Below are 17,265 nucleotides of genomic sequence, written 5' to 3' on the forward strand. Positions count from 1 at the left end.
CGGAACCGTTCCTCCGACCGGGTGAGGGAATCGAGGGGAGGCGGCCCTGCCAGACAAGCGGCGAACCAACGCGGAGAAGGTGACCCCGTACGGCGCGGTCGGCGCCTACCTCGTACCTTCGAACTCCCGATGAACTCGCTGTCATCGTGCCGGAGGCTACGGACATACCGATGGCCAGGCGCGCGGCCGGGCTGCTGGTGCCGAACACTGCACGTTCGGATGGCAGGTTCGACAACGTCCCCCAGGGGGTGGCGTCCGCAGCGGATACTCGCGGCCATGACGATGAGCGTGGGCTTGGATCCGAAGACACACAAGGCGGCCTTGGAGGGCGTGATGCCGTGGCTGGCCCCGAGCGGCGTGGCCGCGGAGGCGGTGGCGAAGCTGGACCGGCCGCTGATGGCCTGGATGCAGGACCCCGAGCTCCACATGTTCGACTCGGCGGCGCACTACGCCGAGTACGAGGACGAGCCGGGCGGCCTGTCCAAGCTGGAACGGAAGATCTCAAAGCTGCCGCCGCGCCCGGAGTGGGCCATGGAACGGGTCTGGACACCGGACGAGGAGACCGACGAGAAGTACGACGCCGCGTACGCTAAGGGCTGTGTGACGATCGCGGGCCGCCGGCTGCACCCGCGCGATCTCGACGCCTACACCACCATCGCCTACGCGCTGGCCGATCTCGCCGACCAGGACGACGAGTTCGACCCCAGCGCCGTGGAGAGCCCGGCCGACCTGGTCCGCGGCGACCTGGACGCCGGACTCGCCTGGGCCGCTGCCGGGGTCTGCATCCTGCAGCAGTCGCTCCCCTACCCCTTCAGGGACGTGCTCCCCTACGGAGAACTGGACAACCGGCCCGCCCACCGTGGGGTGTACGCCTACGCGAACCTGTTGCAGCTCAAGCACCCTCGCAAGGCTGCCGCCTGGTTCACTGCGATGGTCTACTTCAACCCCATGGACAACGTGGGCGCCCGCTTCCAGGCCCCTGGAGGACCCTCCAGCCGCCCGTACGGCTTCTGAGTGCCGGCCGTGGGGCTGCCTGGTGCTCGGCTACCTGGACCAGACGATGTTCGGGGCGGTCAGGTGGCGAGGGCGCGGATTGCGAAGTAGGTGTCGAGCAGCTGTCCGACGAACACAAGGTGGACGTCCGCACCGTCGATGTCGCCGGCATGTGGAAACTCCCCACGTGACGGCAGCTGCAGAATCGAGGAGGTCCCAGTCGACCTGCTTGGCATGGGCGGACGGCATGGTGAGCCCCTGGGCGGGACATCGACTGGGACGAGATCGTGACGGGCCCAACGCGGCGTAGCCCGACATCGCACGAGCACGGGCGCGGAGGCTGACCTTGTCAGATCTCCAGGCGGGGGAAGGCGCGCGTCATTCGGTGCTGCTCCCCCGCCCGTCCGCCTCCTTCTGGCGATCGGGTCCGGGCCGGAGGATGCCGGCCTCGTAACCGCGTGCGACCGCATGGGCGAGAGTCCGCGCGTGGAGCCGGATGTGCGCCGCGAACAGCAGCCGGCCTGCGGTCTTGGGACGGACCTTGAGCTCGTGGGCGATCTCCACGTGATGGAGGCCGCTGGCGAGGAGCCGGAGCGCGGCGAGTTCGTGGTCGGTGAGCTGGGGCTGCCACGTCACGTCAGGATCGGCCGGGTGATGTGGGGGTGTTCGGTCTCCACGCCGTAGCCGGCGGCGCGCAGGCGTGAGGCCACCTCTTCAGCCACTGCTACCGATCGGTGGCGGCCTCCCCCGCACACCACGTGCGGGTCGACGCGCCGGCCGTCCGTCGCCTGCCCGAGGAGGGCGAGCGCGCGCTGGGTGCTGCGGGCGATCAGACGCTCCCGCCGCCACCTCGGTTGCGTGGGCGTGGTCAGTTACCAGTTGCCTGGTTGACGGCGTTGCGGATGGCCATGTCCACGGCGCGCTCGCCCGCGAGTTCGTGGTAGAAGCGAGCGCTGTCGGGGTGGTCACGCAGCGCGCCGGAGACGATCCGGGCCGCTTGGCCGCGCAGGCGGCGCAGCCAGTTGCGGGTCGCGTTCTGCTGGTCGAACTCGTTGGACGCCTCGTCCCAGGTGCACATGCCGCGGGCGGCCTCCTCCAGGAGGTCCCACTGCTCTTCCTCGGCGGCATGTCGGGCGATGTCGCGCAGCCAGGCGATGGCCCGCTTGGACTCGTTGTAGTGCGGCCAGCCGTTTCCGTCGCCCCGTACGTGCCCGGTCATCGCCTCCACCAGGGTGCGGGTCTGCTCGGGGTGGTCCAGCAGGAGCGGCGCGGCCGTGTCCATGTCCAGGTTGGGCAGGACGTCCAGGTAGAACTCGTAGTCGTCGCCGTGGTCGGCTGCCAGGGCTAGCAGCTGACGGGCGGCGTCGGTGTCTCCTTCCTGGGCGGCCGCCAGGAGTTGTTGGGCTCGGGCGATGGGCAGGTCGATCTGCGGTGCGGTCTCCTGCTCGACCACTTCGAGGAAGTTGGCGATCGTCTGGGGGCGCTGGTGCGGATCGCGGTAGGTGCAGCGCCGGACGACGCCTCGCCAGGGTCCGGCCGGCAGCAGCGGCACGTTCGTCTCCGGGGGAAGACCGGTGAGCAGCCAGCCGATGACCTTGCCCAGGCTGTAGATGTCGCTGGCGGGCGTGGCGTTGTGCGGGTCGACGGACAGTTCGGGGGCGCCGAACTCAAGGGTTCCGATCGCGGTGCCGGTGCGCTTGGGGTTGGTGGTCTGTCCGAGGGGACGGCGCACGATGCCCCAGTCGCCGAGGACCCAGCGGCCGTCGAGGAGCAGGATGTTGGCGGGCTTGATGTCGCGGTGCAGGTAGTCCAGACGGTGGGCGTCGGCCAGGGCGGAGGCGACCGCGTCGACCAGGGCCCGCAGGGCGGTCGGGTCGTGCTGCAGTTCGGGCTGGAGGCGTTCGGCGGTGCTCTGGGCCATCGGCATGACGAACCACTCGGCCCGCGGGCTGAAGTCGAGGACCGGCATCACGTGGCGGTTGGTGCCGAGCCTCTGTGCCACCTCGATCTCGCGCAGCATCCGCGCGGTCAGGTTCTCGCGCAGCGAGCGCGGCTTCTTGAAGGCGACGACCGTCCCCGTCGTCTTGTGCACGGCCTCGTGGACGATGCCCATGCCGCCCTCGCCGTCCGGCAGTGCGAACTTCTCCAGTGCGTAGTCCTTCCGCTCACCGCGGGCGAGGCGGCGCACCTCGGCGTAGGCGTCGGCGGCCGGCGGCTCGGGGTTCGGGGCGGCCGAGGGGGCGGCGGCGGTGTGACCGGTGATCTTTACCAGCACGGGGTGGACGGCGGTGATGTCGTTCGTCGGCCGCTCCCCCAGCAGGTATGCGGGCACGCCCGCCGGGTGCTGGACGAGTCCGAGGACGTCGCCGAGCTGTACCTCGGCGACCGGCTCGCTGGTGCGGCTGGCGGTGTCGAGGGCGTGCAGTTCCACGCCGACGCCCGATCCGGCCCGCCCCGCCACCAGGACGGTGTCGCCGCCGCTGCGGGCGAGGTGTCCCGGGTAGGACACCGGGGTCGGGATCCAGTCCTCGCGTCGGGCGCTGGTGCTGACGGCGAGGTCGACGACGGCGCTGTGTCCTCCGGCGGCGAGGAGGAAGCGCCGCTCGCCGAGCCAGGCGGCTGAGCGGACCGCCGCGTCGAAGTCGATGGCGAATCGCTGCTGGTCGCCAACCTGCTCGTCGAGGCGCGTGAGCGCCAGGGTCGAGCCGGTGCCGGTGCCGAGTGTCGCTCCGGACCCGGACAGGACCCACACGCTGGAGTCGGGGCCGAGCAGCAGGTTGGCGTTCTGTTCGAATCCGCCGCCGACCGCCCGCAGTACGCCGTCGCGCCACTGCACCACCGCTGGCCCGCACAGCACCCACACCGAGCCGTCCGTCGGCACTGCCACATCGCCGTGTACGCCGGGCAGGGCAAGCCGCCACCTGGTTCCGCCCCGCTGCAGGTCCACTTCCGCGACGCCCGCCTCGGTGGTGATCAGCGCGCGCTCGGCGGACTCCCAGGCCATCCCGGACGGGCGCGTCGGCCAGGACTCGCCGGTCAGGACGACGCAGAGGTCGATCCCTGCCGGCGTCCGGGACGGCACGCTCGGCGTCCCGGTCGGGCGCGGCGTCAGGGCCAGGGCCGGGGCAGGCTCCGAGGGTTCTTGCAGCAGGAGTTCGCGCAGCGGGGTGTGCGGTGGCCGTGGCGGCCGGAAGGCTGCGCGGATCAAGGCGGTGAGCGGGGCGAGGCCGCAGACGGCGGCCTCGAGATGGTCCCGGTCCAGGAGGACGCCCTGCGCCCGCAGGTCGGCGCTGAGGTCATCACCGATCTCGTGGCCTGCTGCCCTCGCGAAGATCAGGATCCATCGCACTCCCGGCCCGAGGTCGCGCTCGCGGGCGGTCACTGCGACGCGGGCCGCGGCGGTCGCGTCCTCGCCCACTGCGGTCGTCACCGTGATCGCGTAGTCGCGTCCGGCGAGCTCGAAGAACACGGCCGGTTCGTAGGGCGAGCGGTAGACGAGCGTCGCATCGGGGTCGGTACGCCGGATCAGCGCCGCCACCACGTCGACCAGGAGCCGGTGGCGGTCCTGCTCCGGCAGCTCGTCGCTGTGGACCTGGCCGTACTCGGCCAGCAGTTCCCGTACGTCCTGCATCGCCCCACCCGTGCGTCGTGCCTGCCCGGGCGCCGCGCCCGCCGGGGCGATTGTCCCGTACGGCGCAGGCTCAACATGCCGGATCAGCCGGACCGGTTGCCCCGCCCAACGGGCTCGGTGACAGGTCGGCCGCCCATCTGCTGATCAAGCCGCCGCTCAAGACGTTCGGCGAGAACCTGCTCGGCGTCCTGCGGCCCGACGATTCCGCGCGCCACGGAGCTGGACGCGCACCGCTGCAGCCACATGCCGTCGGGCAGCCGTACGGACGATCCGCTCCCACCAAGCGCACGGGAGCCAGCACGCGGCCCGCCCTGTGGCCTGCGCCAAGGCCGAAGTGGCGGCAGCTTGTGGGGAGGAGCCCGGTCAGCGGCGCCGGGAAGAGGCGAGGAGGTCGTTGGCGCCTTGGGCGATGAGGTCCTGGGCGACTGCTCGGCCCAGGGTCTGCGGGTCGGGTCCGGTCCCTGCGGCGGCCAGCATGGCCGATCCGTCCGGGGTGTAGACCCGGGCTGCCAGGTGGAGTTCTTGTCCCGCATGGGTGGTGGCGTGGCCGGCGATCGGGGCGTGGCAGTGCCCGGCGAGGGCGCGCAGCAGCGTCCGCTCCGCGAGGGCGGCGCGGGTGGCCGCGGCATCGGTGAGCGGGGTGAGGATGTCGAGGAGGTCTTGGTCGTCGGCGCGGATCTGCAGGGCGAGCTGGCCGGCGCCGAGAGCGGGCATCATCCGGTCGGTGTCGATGATCTCGGTGGCTTCGGTCTCCCGGCCCAGGCGGCGTAGTCCGGCGAGGGCGAGGATCACCGCGTCGACGTCGCCGGAGCGGGTCAGGCCGAGGCGGGTGTCGGCGTTGCCGCGTACGGGGACGATCGTCAGGTGCGGGTGGGAGGTGGTGAGCTGGGCGATCCGTCGGGGGGCGGATGTGCCGATGCGGGTGCCGGGGGGCAGGTCGTCGAGCTTGGTTCCGGCGGGGTGAACCAGGACGTCGTGGACGTCGTCGCGTCGCGGGTACAGGCACAGGGTGCCGTCGGGTTCTGGCTCGTCGCCGGGCATGTCCTTCGCGCAGTGCAGCGCGAGGTCCGCGCGGCCGTCGAGAACGGCTCGGGCGACCGCGCCGGTGAAGGCGCCCTTGCCGCCGACTTCGGCCAGGGGTCCGGTCCAGCTGTCGCCGGCTGTCGTGATGGGAACGAACTCCGGCACGGTGTCGGGGCTCGTGCGGGTGATCTGCTCCATCAGCCAGTTGACCTGTGCTGTCGCCATGGCCGAGGTCCGGCTCGCGATCCTGATGTGCTGCGTCATACCGATGCACCGTAGGCCCGACGTGGAGGTGCTCATGCCGACACGGTGTCCGTCGCCGTGAGCCTGGCTCTGCCCGTGGCGGAGAATGCGCCGGAGGTGAGCGGCATGCGAGGAAGGAGGGCCGGCCGGTGGGGCGACGTGAGCGCAGGGCGCTGGAGCCGATGGTCAACGGGCTGCGTCCGACGATCACCGAGACAGGTGATGCCGGGCCCGGCCGGTTCGCCTTGACGTGCCCGGAGTGCGGTGAGCTGGGCCGGCACGCCTTCGCGCTGCTGGCGCGTAGAGCGTTCGAGAAGCACGCGGACGAGAATCATCCGGCCGGGGACAGTCCGCTGGAGCAGGTCCGTACCCTCGTCGCCGAGACCGCTCCTACCGGGTGTGCGAGCGCGGTGCGGGCCGGTTCGAGGTGGAGGTGGCCGGCCGCCGCGGCGTGATCGAGGCGAGGATGAGCACGCTCGACGACGTGCGGATCGCCATCGGTGGTCATGCCGGGCTGGTCAGCCGTGCTCTGGCGACGGCCGCCGCCATCGGGTCGGGCCGCGTGTGCGTCTCCCGGGACAACGTCGTCTCGCTGGAGTGAGGCAGGTCCTGCTGGGCCGCGATAGTGCGGTGCGGGGTTCGGATACGACGAAGGGCCCGGACGGAAATCCGGGCCCTTCGGTCAGTAGCGGGGACAGGATTTGAACCTGCGACCTCTGGGTTATGAGCCCAGCGAGCTACCGAGCTGCTCCACCCCGCGTCGGTGAGACCACTCTACACAGTGGCCGTCGCGGGGGCGGCGCTCATTCTCCAGGGTCAGCCGCCGCGGACGATGTTCTCGGCCTGGGGGCCCTTCTGGCCCTGGGTCACGTCGAAGGTGACCTGCTCGCCTTCGACGAGTTCGCGGTAGCCGTTGCCGGAGATGTTGGAGTAGTGCGCGAAGACGTCCGGTCCGCCGCCGTCCTGGGAGATGAAGCCGAAGCCCTTCTCGGCGTTGAACCACTTCACGGTGCCGCTGGCCATGCGTTTGTCCTTCGGAAATGCCGGGTGCTGCCCGGTTGGTCTGTAGGTGGTGCTCTCCGCCACCGGAGAGCGTCCGACGTCCGTACTACCCCGCGGGCGGGATTCCTATCCGGCTTCGGCGCGGGTGAGGCGTGCCGTTGGGCCACCCGACGAGGCGGAGGACGGGGAGTTACTTGCCCTTCGCGGCTTCCTTGAGCTTGGAGCCCGCGGAGACCTTCACGCTGTAACCGGCCGGAATCTCGATGGGGTCGCCGGTCTGCGGGTTACGGGCGGTGCGAGCGGCACGGTGGGTGCGCTCGAAGGTCAGGAAGCCGGGGATGGTGACCTTCTCGTCGCCCTTGGCGACGACCTCACCGGTGATCTCGGCGAGGGCGGTCAGCACGGCGTCGGCGTCCTTGCGGGTCACCTCGGCGCGCTCTGCGAGGGCGGCGGTGAGCTCACTGCGGTTCATGAAAACGGTGCTCCGTGGTGCTCGGGGTGCCGCGGCCGCTGGGCGGACGCGGCGGTTCTTGCGCCATCCTGTCACCGAGGTCGGACAGCGCCGTGCCCCGGTGCCGGCGGCGGGTCGCGCCGGCGGCCGGTGCCCACTGCGCCCGACGCCGAGCGATGGCGGTGCGAGGCCTGAGGGAGCGCCGACGTGCGTCCCTTCGGACTGCCGGGGCGCCCGCAGCGGTGACCAGGGCGAGGGCCGCGGCTGCGGTGTCGGCCAGGGTGGTGCACACCGGAACGGCGTGGCGGTGGGCCACGTGGATCAGGTACCTGTTGCGCTCCGGGCTGGGGCAGTCGGGCGGGCACCCGAGGACCGCCCGGCCGCTCGTGGCGTCGAGGCCGAATTCGACGTTGGTGGTCATGCCCGGGAGGACGCGCATGTCGCGGGGGATCCAGAACAGGATGGCTGTGGCCGCTTCGCGGGCGTCGGTCTCCCAGTTGACCTGGGTTTCGTACCGGTCGGCGCGCTCGCCGTTGCGGGACTCGGGGCTGAGGACGGCCAGTGGCTGCTCACCGGTCCACTGCTCGGCCAGGAGCCGGACGGCCTCGGGCCGCCAGGACGGGACCGGGGCGCTCTTGTCGGGGGTGGGGCCGGCGAGGAAGACGGACGGGCCGGCCGGGATGGGCTCGCGGGCCATGATCAGGTTGATCCTGCTGCCCGCGCTGGTGCTCGGGCCCGTTGCGTTACGGGCGGCCTGCTGCGGGGTCCACGGGAGCAGGAGGCCGTCGAGGGCCTCCCGGGGCAGGACGTGCCAGTGGGCATGGTGGACCGTCTGCGTCGCCTCGGCCCCCTTGCTGGTGATGATGTTCGCGGCCGGGAGTTCGGCGACGAGTTCCGAGGCGCGACGCTGGGCGGCGGCGGCGCTGTCCGGGTCCGTGCCCGCGTCGGCGATGTGGCGGCGCGGGATCACGAGCAGGTGGCCCGGGTGGACGCCGCCACTGCGCGGGCGGATCGCGATGGCGTCGGGCCACTCGCGGACGATGACCGCCGGGGCCCGTCCGGTGGCGATGTCACAGAAGGCGCAGTCGGTCACGTCAGGACTCCTTGGCGGTGTGATGGTGTTCCGCGCGGCGCACCGTGGTGACGCGCACAGGTGCTGCCGGACGTCGGCGTGGCTGCGCGGCAGGAAGGTGGCCGGTCGCGGCGGTCTTCATGGCGCTGGGCGTGGTGAGTACGCGGCCGCGGACGCCTTCGGCCGGGCCGAGACCTTCGCGGAGAGCCGGTTCCTGGTGGGGGCCGCGGAGGTGGACGCGAGGTAGGGAGAGGTCGGTGTCGGGGCCGGGCGCATCCGGGTGCTGGGTTCCGGAGCTCGGCGCCGTGCCGCTGTCCTGCCGTGTGGTCATGCCGTCGATCGTGGCCGCCGCATCAACGCGCCGGAAGTAGTTGCCCGTTGCCTGTTCAGCCCTCCCCGGCAACCGGGCCGGGAGGATCCCGCAGACTCCAGGCCCGGCGACGTCGCGTGCGTCGGAGCCGTGCCAGATCCGAAACTCTGTCCACAGGACGCCACGCCGAGGGTCGGCGGCATGCACAGGACTCCTTCTCAAGCACAGTCCCTTTTCGCCGAGTTGACCCAAGGCGCACCGATCCCTGTCTTTCCTCGCGAGTTCACCCGGGCCCGGCCTCGGCACCAGTCGCACGGCGACGTCCTCATCGGTGATGTCCACGTCCCCCGCTACAAGCACCACGGACGCTGGCACTACCTGGAGAAGGACGTACGCCGGGCGGCTCGGCAGCTGCCGCTGGACCTAGACGACGTCGTCGCCGTCGACCTGCCGAACGCCGAATGGACACCGAAGGCCGACTGGCGGGCCCAGCTGGGCAGGTGGCTGGCCGACCTCGCCCGGCGTGTCTATCCGGGGCAGGATCCGGCGCCGTGGCCGGATGCCCGGCCCGGCGCGCTGGAGTTTCCGGGCGTCCAGGTCGACGTGTTCAGCATCGGCGGGACGCTGCCGCTGCGGCTGTTGGGCCGGGCGCAGGGGCAGTGGGTGCTTCCCCGGGCCTACGCCGAGCTCCTGGACCGCTGGCAGGCGCGGGAGAACGAACTGGCCGAGCAGGTCCGGATCTGCCGCGACTGCGGTACGCGGGGGCCGACCGACGGGAGCTGGCGGACCGTGGAGGACACCGGCTACGTCACGCGCTGCCCGCCCTGCTCCCGGGCGCTCGTGCCACGCTACGAGGGCCAGCTGGCCGGCAGGACCTACCAGTGGGCCCGTGAGAGCCGGCACCGAGCCGCCGAGTACCTGTGCCGGCTCTGCGGGGCGCAGCGCGCGTGGGCGTGGGACCACTGCCACATCGAGGAGCACGAGTTCGTGCGCGGCCCGCTGTGCGGCAGCTGCAACACCAGCGAGGGGAAGAAGAAGTTCGAGGCGGTCTTCCTGCAGCGGCAGGGGGCTGTCGGGTACCTGCTGGGCTGCCCGGGCTGCCGGGCGGAACGCAGTCTGCCGGAGCAGTACCATCCGGCGGTCGTCCAGGCGCACCTGGAGCGCACGGAACGGCACGGCCGCTGTGCCGAGCAGCCGGCCGTGACGCCGGCGGGCGCGGTGGACGGGGCGTACCGGTTCGTGCTGCGGTGCCGGCAGCACCCCCGGGTGCCGGCGTGGACGAGGAGCGTCACCGTGGGCGAAGCGCACGCCTTGGTGCGCGGTGTCGTCGATTCCGCGCTGTCCGGGGCGGCGGCAGCCTCCGAGGGCGGGCGGTGCACGGGCCGGGCGGAGGCGCCTGCCGGACGGAGACGGACCAGCGGTTCCGCGAGCAGGCGCCGCCCGGCGGCCGGGCACACCACCTGAAGCACGGCGCGGGCCGGGCGCGGCCGCATACCGGGCCCCGGTGCCGGGCGTGCGGCTCCCTGGCGGGCGCCGGGCGGCCGGGGCCCAGGGCCAGCACCAGGCCCGGGGCCTCTGTCGGTGACGCCTGGTACCTGGTGTCCTGTCAGATACGCCGCGAGTACGCCGGATCGCCGGGAGACGCACTCCATGCCCTTCACCGCGCGGCACCCTGGACTGGGCCGCCTCGACTCCACTGTCCGTGGTCTCGGGCACGGCCTGGAGTGGGATCGGATCCACAAGGTCCGGCCCCGCGTGCTGCCAAACCGCGCTTGACAATCGGCATTGGGAAGTTGCCTCTTGTACAGGGCCTCGTCGAGCAGGGATACCAGCTCGAGAACCGGGCGCGCAGCCGGAGCCGTTGGCTACGATGGCGGCCGCGGTGTTCGATGCACCGCAGGCCCGCGCGATGCGCGGGATGGCACGCCCACGGCCTCGGTGGGCCCAGCGCCCGGCACGGCTGCCGGGGTGAGGATCGCAACGCAGCAGGCCCCTCTGCCGTGAGCAGGGGGCTTGATCGCCAACCTCATCCCCCGCCCTGGCCCGGAGAGCTCATGGACCCCTTCGTCACGCACCTGCCGGATGGCCGTACCGCGTACGTCACCCCCCTGATCACCGCACTCGGGGCCCTCAGCTACACGGCTGTCGACCAGGATGGCCGGCGGATCACCAGCGGCTGGCTGTACGACGCGGCCGAGCGCGGTGTCGCGCCGGAGAAGGTGCCCTTCGGGTGCACCCACCTGATCCCCGGGCTCGTACCGGTGTGGTTCACGCCCGAGGACGTCGAGCAGTTGACCGCGCTGGGTGAGGCCGCGAAGGCCGTCTTCGATGCCTCGGTCGAGGGACACCGGCTCGTCGCCGGGCGCCGGGAGCAGGCCGGGCAGGCGAAGGCGAGCGCGGCTCGCGCGGCCGTCTTGGCCTCGCCGGAGGGCAAGACGCTGGTGGCACGTCGCGCGGCTCTCACGGCCGAGGCGGCGGCCGTGCTCGACATCGACGCGGAACAGCGGGCCTGCGCCCATGACGACGAGGGCGGCGACCCGGGGATCTACTACCGCGAGCAGCAGCCCGTGAACGAGGCGGCCTACGAGCGGGCCTGCGACGCGCTGGCCCGCTTCGACGGCGAGCACCCGCAGATCGTCGCCGCGCTGCGTGAGCAGGAGGCCGCCGACGCAGCCCGGCGCCTGGAGTTCGACTGACCTGGGGGTGGGGTGCCGGCCCGCACCGGCTGTCCGGGGCGGGCCGGCCGGCCTCGTTTGCCATCCGAGGCTGTGTCCCGCCCGCTGCCACGGTCAGGACGTGCGCTGCGTCGGGAACCACCCTTCGGCAGCCGCGCGCTACGCGCCCTTGGCAGTGGGCACGCAGCGTCCCGGCCCTTCGCAGGAGCCGGTCTTGCGTACGAGCGTATCGGCGGGTGCCGACACCGGTGGCTACCGCGGGCGGCGGAACGCCCTGGCTGCGGTGCGCGCGGACCGGTAGGCCTCGGCGGGATCGTCGGAAGGGCCGGGGACGGGTTGCCAGGTGCCGTACGGGGAGAGGTAGGGGTGCCAGCGGCCGTCGGGTCCGTAACGGAGCTGGACGCCGGCGGCGGGGTCGGTGAGGTGGTTGTCCTCGCATACGACGGTGGCGCTGGGGGCGGGCCGCAAGGGCTGGATGTCGGCCTGGGCACGGGCAAGGACGTCGTGGTCGAGGGTGTAGCGGTGGAGGTAGGCGACGGCGCCGGCTGGTCCGCCGTGGGTGTGGGCGAGGGTGAGGTGTCCCATGGAGACGACGTCGAGGCCGAGGTGGTCCATGGCGGCCTGCCGGAAGGGGGCGCCGTGATCGAGGGCGGTGAAGCGGGCGAGGTCGCTGCCGGTGTCGGTGCCCGTCGGCTGCTCGGTGCCGGTCAGGAGGGCTCGGGCGCGGTGGGCGGCGTCGGCGACCAGGGCCTGCTGTGCGGAGAGTTCGGGCAGCGGCGCGGGCGCCGGGGGGAGCGGGCCGGTGAGGGCGGGGCGGGCGGTGGTGAGGTCGAGATCGGCGGGTTCGCGCATCGGGGCCTGCTGTTGGGCCGGGATGACCGGGGCGTGGTCGGTGGCGGGGCGGACGGGCGGCGGGGCGGCTGCCGGGGAGGGGACGCGGGCCGGGGCCGGGCCGGCCGCGGCGGTGGGGAGCTCGCCGGCGCGCAGGCGCTTCTTGATGTGCTGGTAGGGGCGGCCGCGGAGGGTGAACAGCGGGGCGGGCGCGGTGCGCAGCCGTTCTGCGAGGAGGAGTCCGACGGCGAGGGTGTGCGCGCACGGGTCCCCGGCGGGCGCCTGGGTGCAGGTGCAGTGGTGGGAGAGGTCCTGCGGGGAGGGGAGCAGCGGGATGCCCGCGGTGTGGTGGGGGTCGGCGAGGTCGTCGCCGATGGCGCTGGTGGCGGGGGTGCGGGCGGTGATCGCTGCTTCGATGCGGTCCCACTGCGCTGCGGTGAGTTCTTCGACGAGGAGGCGGGCTCGGGCGGGCCGGCCGTCCGGCAGGGGGAACTTGGCGGTGGCGAAGCCCTGGTTGACGTTGAGCTGGGGGTGGGCGCCGGCGAGGAGACGTCGTGCGGTGTGCAGGGCTTCGGGGTCGGCGCGGGTGGTGAGCGTGGCGGTCAGGGCGCGGGCCCACACGTCGGTGGTGCGGGGGCTCATCGGCGTGCTCCCAGGGTGACGAGGTCGGCGAGTTCGCGGTCGGTGAGCTGGGTGAGGGCGCGGTCGCCGCTGGTCAGGACGGCGGAGGCGAGGTCGCGCTTGTGGGTGAGGAGTTCGTCGATGCGGTCTTCGACGGTGTGCTCGGTGATCAGACGGTGGACGGTGACGGTCTTGTGCTGGCCGATGCGGTGGGCCCGGTCGGTGGCCTGGTCCTCGACGGCGGCGTTCCAGGAGCGGTCGTAGTGGATGACGTGGGCGGCGCGGGTGAGGGTCAGTCCGGTCCCGGCGGCCTTGAGGGAGAGGATCATCACCGGGTGCCGGCCGGCCTGGAAGGCGTCGACCATGCGTTGGCGCTCGGGCAGGGTGGTGGCGCCGTGCAGGAAGAGCGGGTCGTAGCCGTGCCGGTCGAGGTGGCAGTGGAGCAGGTGGCCCATGCTCACGTAGCTGGTGAAGAGGATCGCCGCCTCGGAGCGGGTCCGGATCGTGTCCAGGAGGTCCATCAGGGCCGCCGTCTTGGCCGAGCGGGCGGTGAACTCAGGCGCGCCCGTTGCGGTTGCCGGCTCTTCGCGCAGGTAGTGCGCGGGGTGGTTGGTGATCTTCTTCAGGGCGGTGAGCAGCTTGAAGACGAGTCCGTTGCGGGTGATGCCGCGGGAGACCTGGATCTGCTGGAGGGTTTCGCGCACGAGCGCTTCGTAGAGGCCGGCCTGCTCGGTGGTGAGCCGCACCAGGCGCGGCTGGTCGATCTTCGCGGGGAGCTCGGGAGCGATCCCGGGGTCCGTTTTGCGGCGTCGCAGGAGGAACGGTGCGATGATCCGGCCGAGTTCGAGGGCCTTCTCGCCGCCGGGGTCCTTCTCCGCCGCGTTCGCCCACCGGGCCCGGTACGCCTTCAGCGTGCCGAAGAGGCCCGGGTTGGTCCAGTCGAGCAGGGCCCACAGCTCGGAGAGGTTGTTTTCCACCGGGGTGCCGGTCAGGGCGAGCCGGGTAGTGGAGGGCAGGGCGCGCAGGTTGCGGGCGGTGGCGGAGGCGGGGTTCTTCGCGTGCTGGGCCTCATCGGCGATGACGAGCGACCAGGTGCGGCCGGCCAGGCGGGCGGTGTCGCGGCGCAGGACGCCGTAGGTGGTGACCACCACCGTGGTGTCGGTGACGTTGTCGAGGGTGCGGTCGGGGCCGTGGTAGGCGTGGACGTCAAGGGCGGGGGCGAACCGGGCGGCCTCGCGGCACCAGGTGGTGACCAGGGACGCCGGGCAGATGACCAGGGTCGGGCCCGGGGTGCGCTGCTGGTGGTGGAGGGTGAAGGCGAGCGCGGTGAGGGTCTTGCCCAGGCCCATGTCGTCGGCGAGGACCGCGCCGAAGCCGAGGCTGGTGGTGTGGGCGAGCCAGGTCAGGGCCCGCTCCTGGTAGCCGCGCAGTCTCGCGCGCAGGCCAGCCGGGGCGGGAACCGGCTCGGGGTGGTGCTCGCCGCCGGCGAGCACGCCGATCATGTGGGCGAGCTGTCCGGCCGTGCGGCAGGGGACGAGCGTGTCGTCGACGGTGATGGTGCCGGTCAGAGCGGCGGTCAGCGCCTGGGTGCCGGGCAGGTGCCCCAGCAGGCGGTGGCGTGCGCGCCGGCGCAGGACGGGGTCCGCCAGGACCCAGCGGCCGCGGACACGGACCAGGGGCCGCGCCGCTTCGGCGAGGGCGTCCATCTCCTCCTCGCTCAGCGGCACGCCGTCCAGGGCGACCTGCCAGCGGAAGTCCAACAGGGCGGTGACGCTGAACCGGGGTGCCTCCCCTGCCGGCCGGTGTCCGGCCGCGCCGGGAGCGGGTTCGGTGCCGATCACCGCGGCCGTCTGCAGGGCGGTGCGCAGGTGCCCGGGCCACACCACCCGCACTCCGTGGTCGGCGAGTTCGGCTTCCTGCTCCAGCAGCGCCTCGACGGCCGCCGGGTACAGCGTGCACCGTGCGGGGTGGTCCTGGGCGGCGAGTCCGGCCAGCGCGGGGCACCGGCGGGCGGCCCTGCGCAGGACGCGCTGGACGCGGGGGCGCAGGGTGTCGGGGTGCTGGCCGGTGTGGCGGGCCGCACCCGACCACAGGTGTGCGGCGCGCACGGGGTCCTGGTCTGGGGCGTTGTCGGGGGCCGCGGGCGCCAGGTGCAGTTCGGCGGTGAGGCGGCCTGTGGCGGCCTGTTCGTCGCTGGGGTCCTCGATGTGCAGGATCACCTGGGGGGCCGGGCCGCCGTCGACGTGGTCCTCCACGCTGTCCAGCCAGACGCCTACCTCCCCTTCGGCGTCCACCACCGTGTGGTGGGGGTGCGTCCAGGGGCCGGTGCCGAACAGGGCGGCCGCGGGGGTGCGGATGAGCGCGTCGGCGATCGCGTCGGCGGCGGCGGTGAGCGCCTGGCGGGCCGGCATCGTGGGCGGTGCGGCGCCGGCGGGTGCGGCGGCGGCGAGCTGGGACAGGGCGTGTTCGGCGTTGGGCGGGATCGGGCCGACGCGCCACCCCGCCCGGCCGTCGTGGTGGGCGGGGTGGACCAGTTGGGCGGCGATGAGTTGCAGGGCGATGTGCAGCGCCCGCTGCCAGAAGACCGTCGTCGCGCTCGCGCCGTGACGGGCGTGGCGCAGGGCGGGCAGGCCCTCCAGGAGAGGGACACGCCAGCCGGCGGGCCCGTCGGGGCGGGCCTCGGCGGTCAGCGGGTCGGGCAGGGCGGTCATCGGCAGTGCCAGCCGGCCGTTGTCCTGTACTCGCCACGCGGCCGCCCGCTCGGCGTCGCCGGGCATGAACGTGACGGCGCAGCCGGAGGTGACGGCATCCAGCAGCAGGGCGGCCGCCGGGCGGTTCCCCACGTCGAGGACGGCCCGTTGCGGGGCTGCGGGCGTACGGGGGGCGGGTGCCGGCGCGGAGGACGGCGGGGTGGAGACCGTCTCCGGGCGGACCGGACGCCGCTCGCCGCCGCCCGCGGCGTCCGCTGCCGGTGTGGGGGCGGCGCGGTCGAGGGCGTGGAGCTTGCGCAGCAGCTTCAGCGCCGCCGCTCGGCGCGCGGAGGTCTTGTCCGGGCCGGCGGCGGCCGCGGTCACCGGGGTGTCGCTCGCCCGGTGCCGGCAGGAGTAGGTGACCTCCTTGCGGGCGCCGAGCGTGCGCACGCTCGCCTCGGGCTTGGTGATCGTGTCGAGCTGGTGGTGCTTGTTGAGGTACTTGACCGGGTCCTCCCCGGGCCCGGGGACGGTGATCTTCGGCGTGGCCGCCGGCTTCTTGTCGGCCGGGTGCGGTGGTTCGGGCAGGTCCGCCATGAGGGCGAGCAGCGCGCACGCCGCGTAGTGCCGGGCGGTCTTGCGCACCGAGGAGGAGCGCACCGGGCCGATCGACGTCCCCTCCCCCGTCGTGACCTGGGCTCGCGTGAGGTGCAGGCCCTGCGCGTCGACATCCTCCTGGTAGGTCAGGCCGTGGTCCTCGCCGTGCTGCTCGGCGTGCCAGTGCAGGAGCCGGGCGGGGGCCGGGGGCATGGCCGCTGCCCGCTGGAGAGCGGCTTCGCGTACGGGGGCCCAGGCGGGGCTGCCGGCCTCGAGCAGCAGGAGGTACAGCTCGCGGTGGCGCAGCCGGCCGGCTCGGGCACGGTGCAGGGCTTCGGCTTCCAGTTCGGCGCCGGGGCCTCGGCCAGCTTCGACGGTCCGGCGCAGGCGCTGCGCGAAGACTTCGGAGGGCATCCCCGGCAGGACCAGGCGCTCCGCCTCGCCGACGGCCGGGTCCTGACCGGGCAGGGGGACGCCGGCGAGGCGGGCCAGCAGGGCGAGCGCCGCGCGGTCCTTGGCGTCCCGGCTGGTGGGGGCGGACTGTGAGGGGCCGGTGACCTGGGTCTCGGCGGGGCCGATGACGGCGGCGACGGTGACCTGCGACTGGTCGCCGGCCGGTGCGGCGTCGATCTCCTCGAACCGTAGGGGCGGCCACACCTCCACCTGCGTGTGAGTGGCCAGGACCTGCCGGGCCGTCTCGGGATGGTGGGCCAGGACGTCCATGACGGCCTGCCGGGCCGGCACCCAGGCTGGTGTGTCGGGTACGGCCAGCAGCACCAGGCGCATGTCCCGCACGCTGAGCAGGCCAGCGCGGCTGCGGCGCAGGGCGTCGCGGGCCATCGCGGTGTCGTCGGTGTCCGAGCCGGCGAGCTGTTTGAGCGCTTCGTGCCACTGTCCGGCGTCCAGCGCGCGCACCTCGTGGTCTTCCGGTGTCGTTGGCGTATCGGCTGTAGCCGTGAAGCTCACTCCCACTCCCCTGCACAAGCCGCCGGCACAAGACCCGGACGGCGGTCACTGACGGCCTCGACGTCGCCACAGTAGGCGAGAACACCGACACGTCCGGCGTGCGGCGGCGCACCTCGGCGCCGCGGGTCGTCGGCGATCGTCGGGTCGGGGTCACAGGCTG

At 73.1% G+C, this 17,265-nt stretch carries 15 protein-coding genes and 1 tRNA gene; 5 read left to right on the forward strand and 11 right to left on the reverse strand.

Annotated elements, in window-relative coordinates; genetic code table 11:
• The first annotated feature begins 276 nt into the window (after positions 1–276).
• Positions 277–1,014, forward strand: coding sequence for a hypothetical protein (locus ACZ6K0_RS37350; RefSeq protein WP_469577877.1), 738 nt, complete (start codon positions 277–279; stop codon positions 1,012–1,014).
• 357 nt (positions 1,015–1,371) lie between these two features.
• Here ACZ6K0_RS37350 and ACZ6K0_RS37355 read toward each other — a convergent pair whose 3' ends face one another.
• The 4 genes from ACZ6K0_RS37355 to hemC form a co-directional block, all read right to left on the reverse strand.
• Positions 1,372–1,629, reverse strand: a complete 258-nt coding sequence (locus tag ACZ6K0_RS37355) for a helix-turn-helix domain-containing protein (RefSeq protein ID WP_469577879.1) — start codon at positions 1,627–1,629, stop codon at positions 1,372–1,374.
• Positions 1,626–1,751, reverse strand: a complete 126-nt coding sequence (locus ACZ6K0_RS37360) for a RapZ C-terminal domain-containing protein (protein ID WP_469577881.1) — start codon at positions 1,749–1,751, stop codon at positions 1,626–1,628. The genes ACZ6K0_RS37355 and ACZ6K0_RS37360 overlap by 4 nt, the downstream gene beginning before the upstream one ends.
• Before the next feature lie 110 nt (positions 1,752–1,861).
• Positions 1,862–4,624, reverse strand: coding sequence for a serine/threonine-protein kinase (locus ACZ6K0_RS37365; protein ID WP_469577882.1), 2,763 nt, complete (start codon positions 4,622–4,624; stop codon positions 1,862–1,864).
• Between the two features lie 363 nt (positions 4,625–4,987).
• Positions 4,988–5,911, reverse strand: coding sequence for a hydroxymethylbilane synthase (hemC, locus tag ACZ6K0_RS37370; protein ID WP_469577884.1), 924 nt, complete (start codon positions 5,909–5,911; stop codon positions 4,988–4,990).
• 128 nt (positions 5,912–6,039) lie between these two features.
• Between hemC and ACZ6K0_RS37375 the strand changes: the two genes are divergently transcribed.
• Together ACZ6K0_RS37375 and ACZ6K0_RS37380 are read left to right on the forward strand one after the other, a co-directional pair.
• Positions 6,040–6,345, forward strand: a complete 306-nt coding sequence (locus ACZ6K0_RS37375) for a hypothetical protein (RefSeq protein WP_469577886.1) — start codon at positions 6,040–6,042, stop codon at positions 6,343–6,345.
• Positions 6,346–6,356: 11 nt separating this feature from the next.
• Entirely contained in the window at positions 6,357–6,491 is a 135-nt protein-coding gene (locus ACZ6K0_RS37380) for a hypothetical protein (protein ID WP_469577888.1), read from the forward strand.
• Between the two features lie 85 nt (positions 6,492–6,576).
• On the opposite strand, the gene ACZ6K0_RS37385 is transcribed toward ACZ6K0_RS37380, so the two are convergent.
• The 5 genes from ACZ6K0_RS37385 to ACZ6K0_RS37405 form a co-directional block, all read right to left on the reverse strand.
• Positions 6,577–6,650 (reverse strand) — tRNA-Met (locus ACZ6K0_RS37385).
• A 56-nt stretch (positions 6,651–6,706) separates the two neighbouring features.
• Complete coding sequence (locus ACZ6K0_RS37390) at positions 6,707–6,913, reverse strand: cold-shock protein (RefSeq protein ID WP_138058062.1); 207 nt, start codon at positions 6,911–6,913, stop codon at positions 6,707–6,709.
• 169 nt (positions 6,914–7,082) lie between these two features.
• Positions 7,083–7,364, reverse strand: coding sequence for an HU family DNA-binding protein (locus ACZ6K0_RS37395; RefSeq protein ID WP_138058063.1), 282 nt, complete (start codon positions 7,362–7,364; stop codon positions 7,083–7,085).
• The gene (locus tag ACZ6K0_RS37400; protein WP_469577890.1) at positions 7,351–8,436 is read right to left on the reverse strand and encodes a nucleoside 2-deoxyribosyltransferase domain-containing protein; all 1,086 of its coding nucleotides are present in this window, start codon (positions 8,434–8,436) and stop codon (positions 7,351–7,353) included. The genes ACZ6K0_RS37395 and ACZ6K0_RS37400 overlap by 14 nt, the downstream gene beginning before the upstream one ends.
• A 1-nt stretch (position 8,437) precedes the next feature.
• Positions 8,438–8,746, reverse strand: coding sequence for a hypothetical protein (locus tag ACZ6K0_RS37405; protein WP_469577892.1), 309 nt, complete (start codon positions 8,744–8,746; stop codon positions 8,438–8,440).
• A 222-nt stretch (positions 8,747–8,968) separates the two neighbouring features.
• Here ACZ6K0_RS37405 and ACZ6K0_RS37410 point away from each other — a divergent pair, with 222 nt between their 5' ends.
• Complete coding sequence (locus tag ACZ6K0_RS37410; RefSeq protein WP_469577894.1) at positions 8,969–10,189, forward strand: endonuclease domain-containing protein; 1,221 nt, start codon at positions 8,969–8,971, stop codon at positions 10,187–10,189.
• A gap of 590 nt (positions 10,190–10,779) precedes the next feature.
• The gene (locus ACZ6K0_RS37415) at positions 10,780–11,421 is read left to right on the forward strand and encodes a hypothetical protein (protein ID WP_469577896.1); all 642 of its coding nucleotides are present in this window, start codon (positions 10,780–10,782) and stop codon (positions 11,419–11,421) included.
• 231 nt (positions 11,422–11,652) lie between these two features.
• On the opposite strand, the gene ACZ6K0_RS37420 is transcribed toward ACZ6K0_RS37415, so the two are convergent.
• Positions 11,653–12,873 carry a hypothetical protein gene (locus ACZ6K0_RS37420; RefSeq protein WP_469577898.1) on the reverse strand — a complete coding sequence of 407 codons (1,221 nt, stop codon included), beginning with the start codon at positions 12,871–12,873 and terminating at the stop codon, positions 11,653–11,655.
• Positions 12,870–17,054 (reverse strand): SNF2-related protein, encoded by a 4,185-nt coding sequence (locus ACZ6K0_RS37425; protein ID WP_469577899.1) that lies wholly within the window; start codon positions 17,052–17,054, stop codon positions 12,870–12,872. The genes ACZ6K0_RS37420 and ACZ6K0_RS37425 overlap by 4 nt, the downstream gene beginning before the upstream one ends.
• Between the last annotated feature and the right edge of the window lie 211 nt (positions 17,055–17,265).

The sequence above is a fragment of the Streptomyces sp. NPDC042346 genome (genome assembly GCF_055581845.1).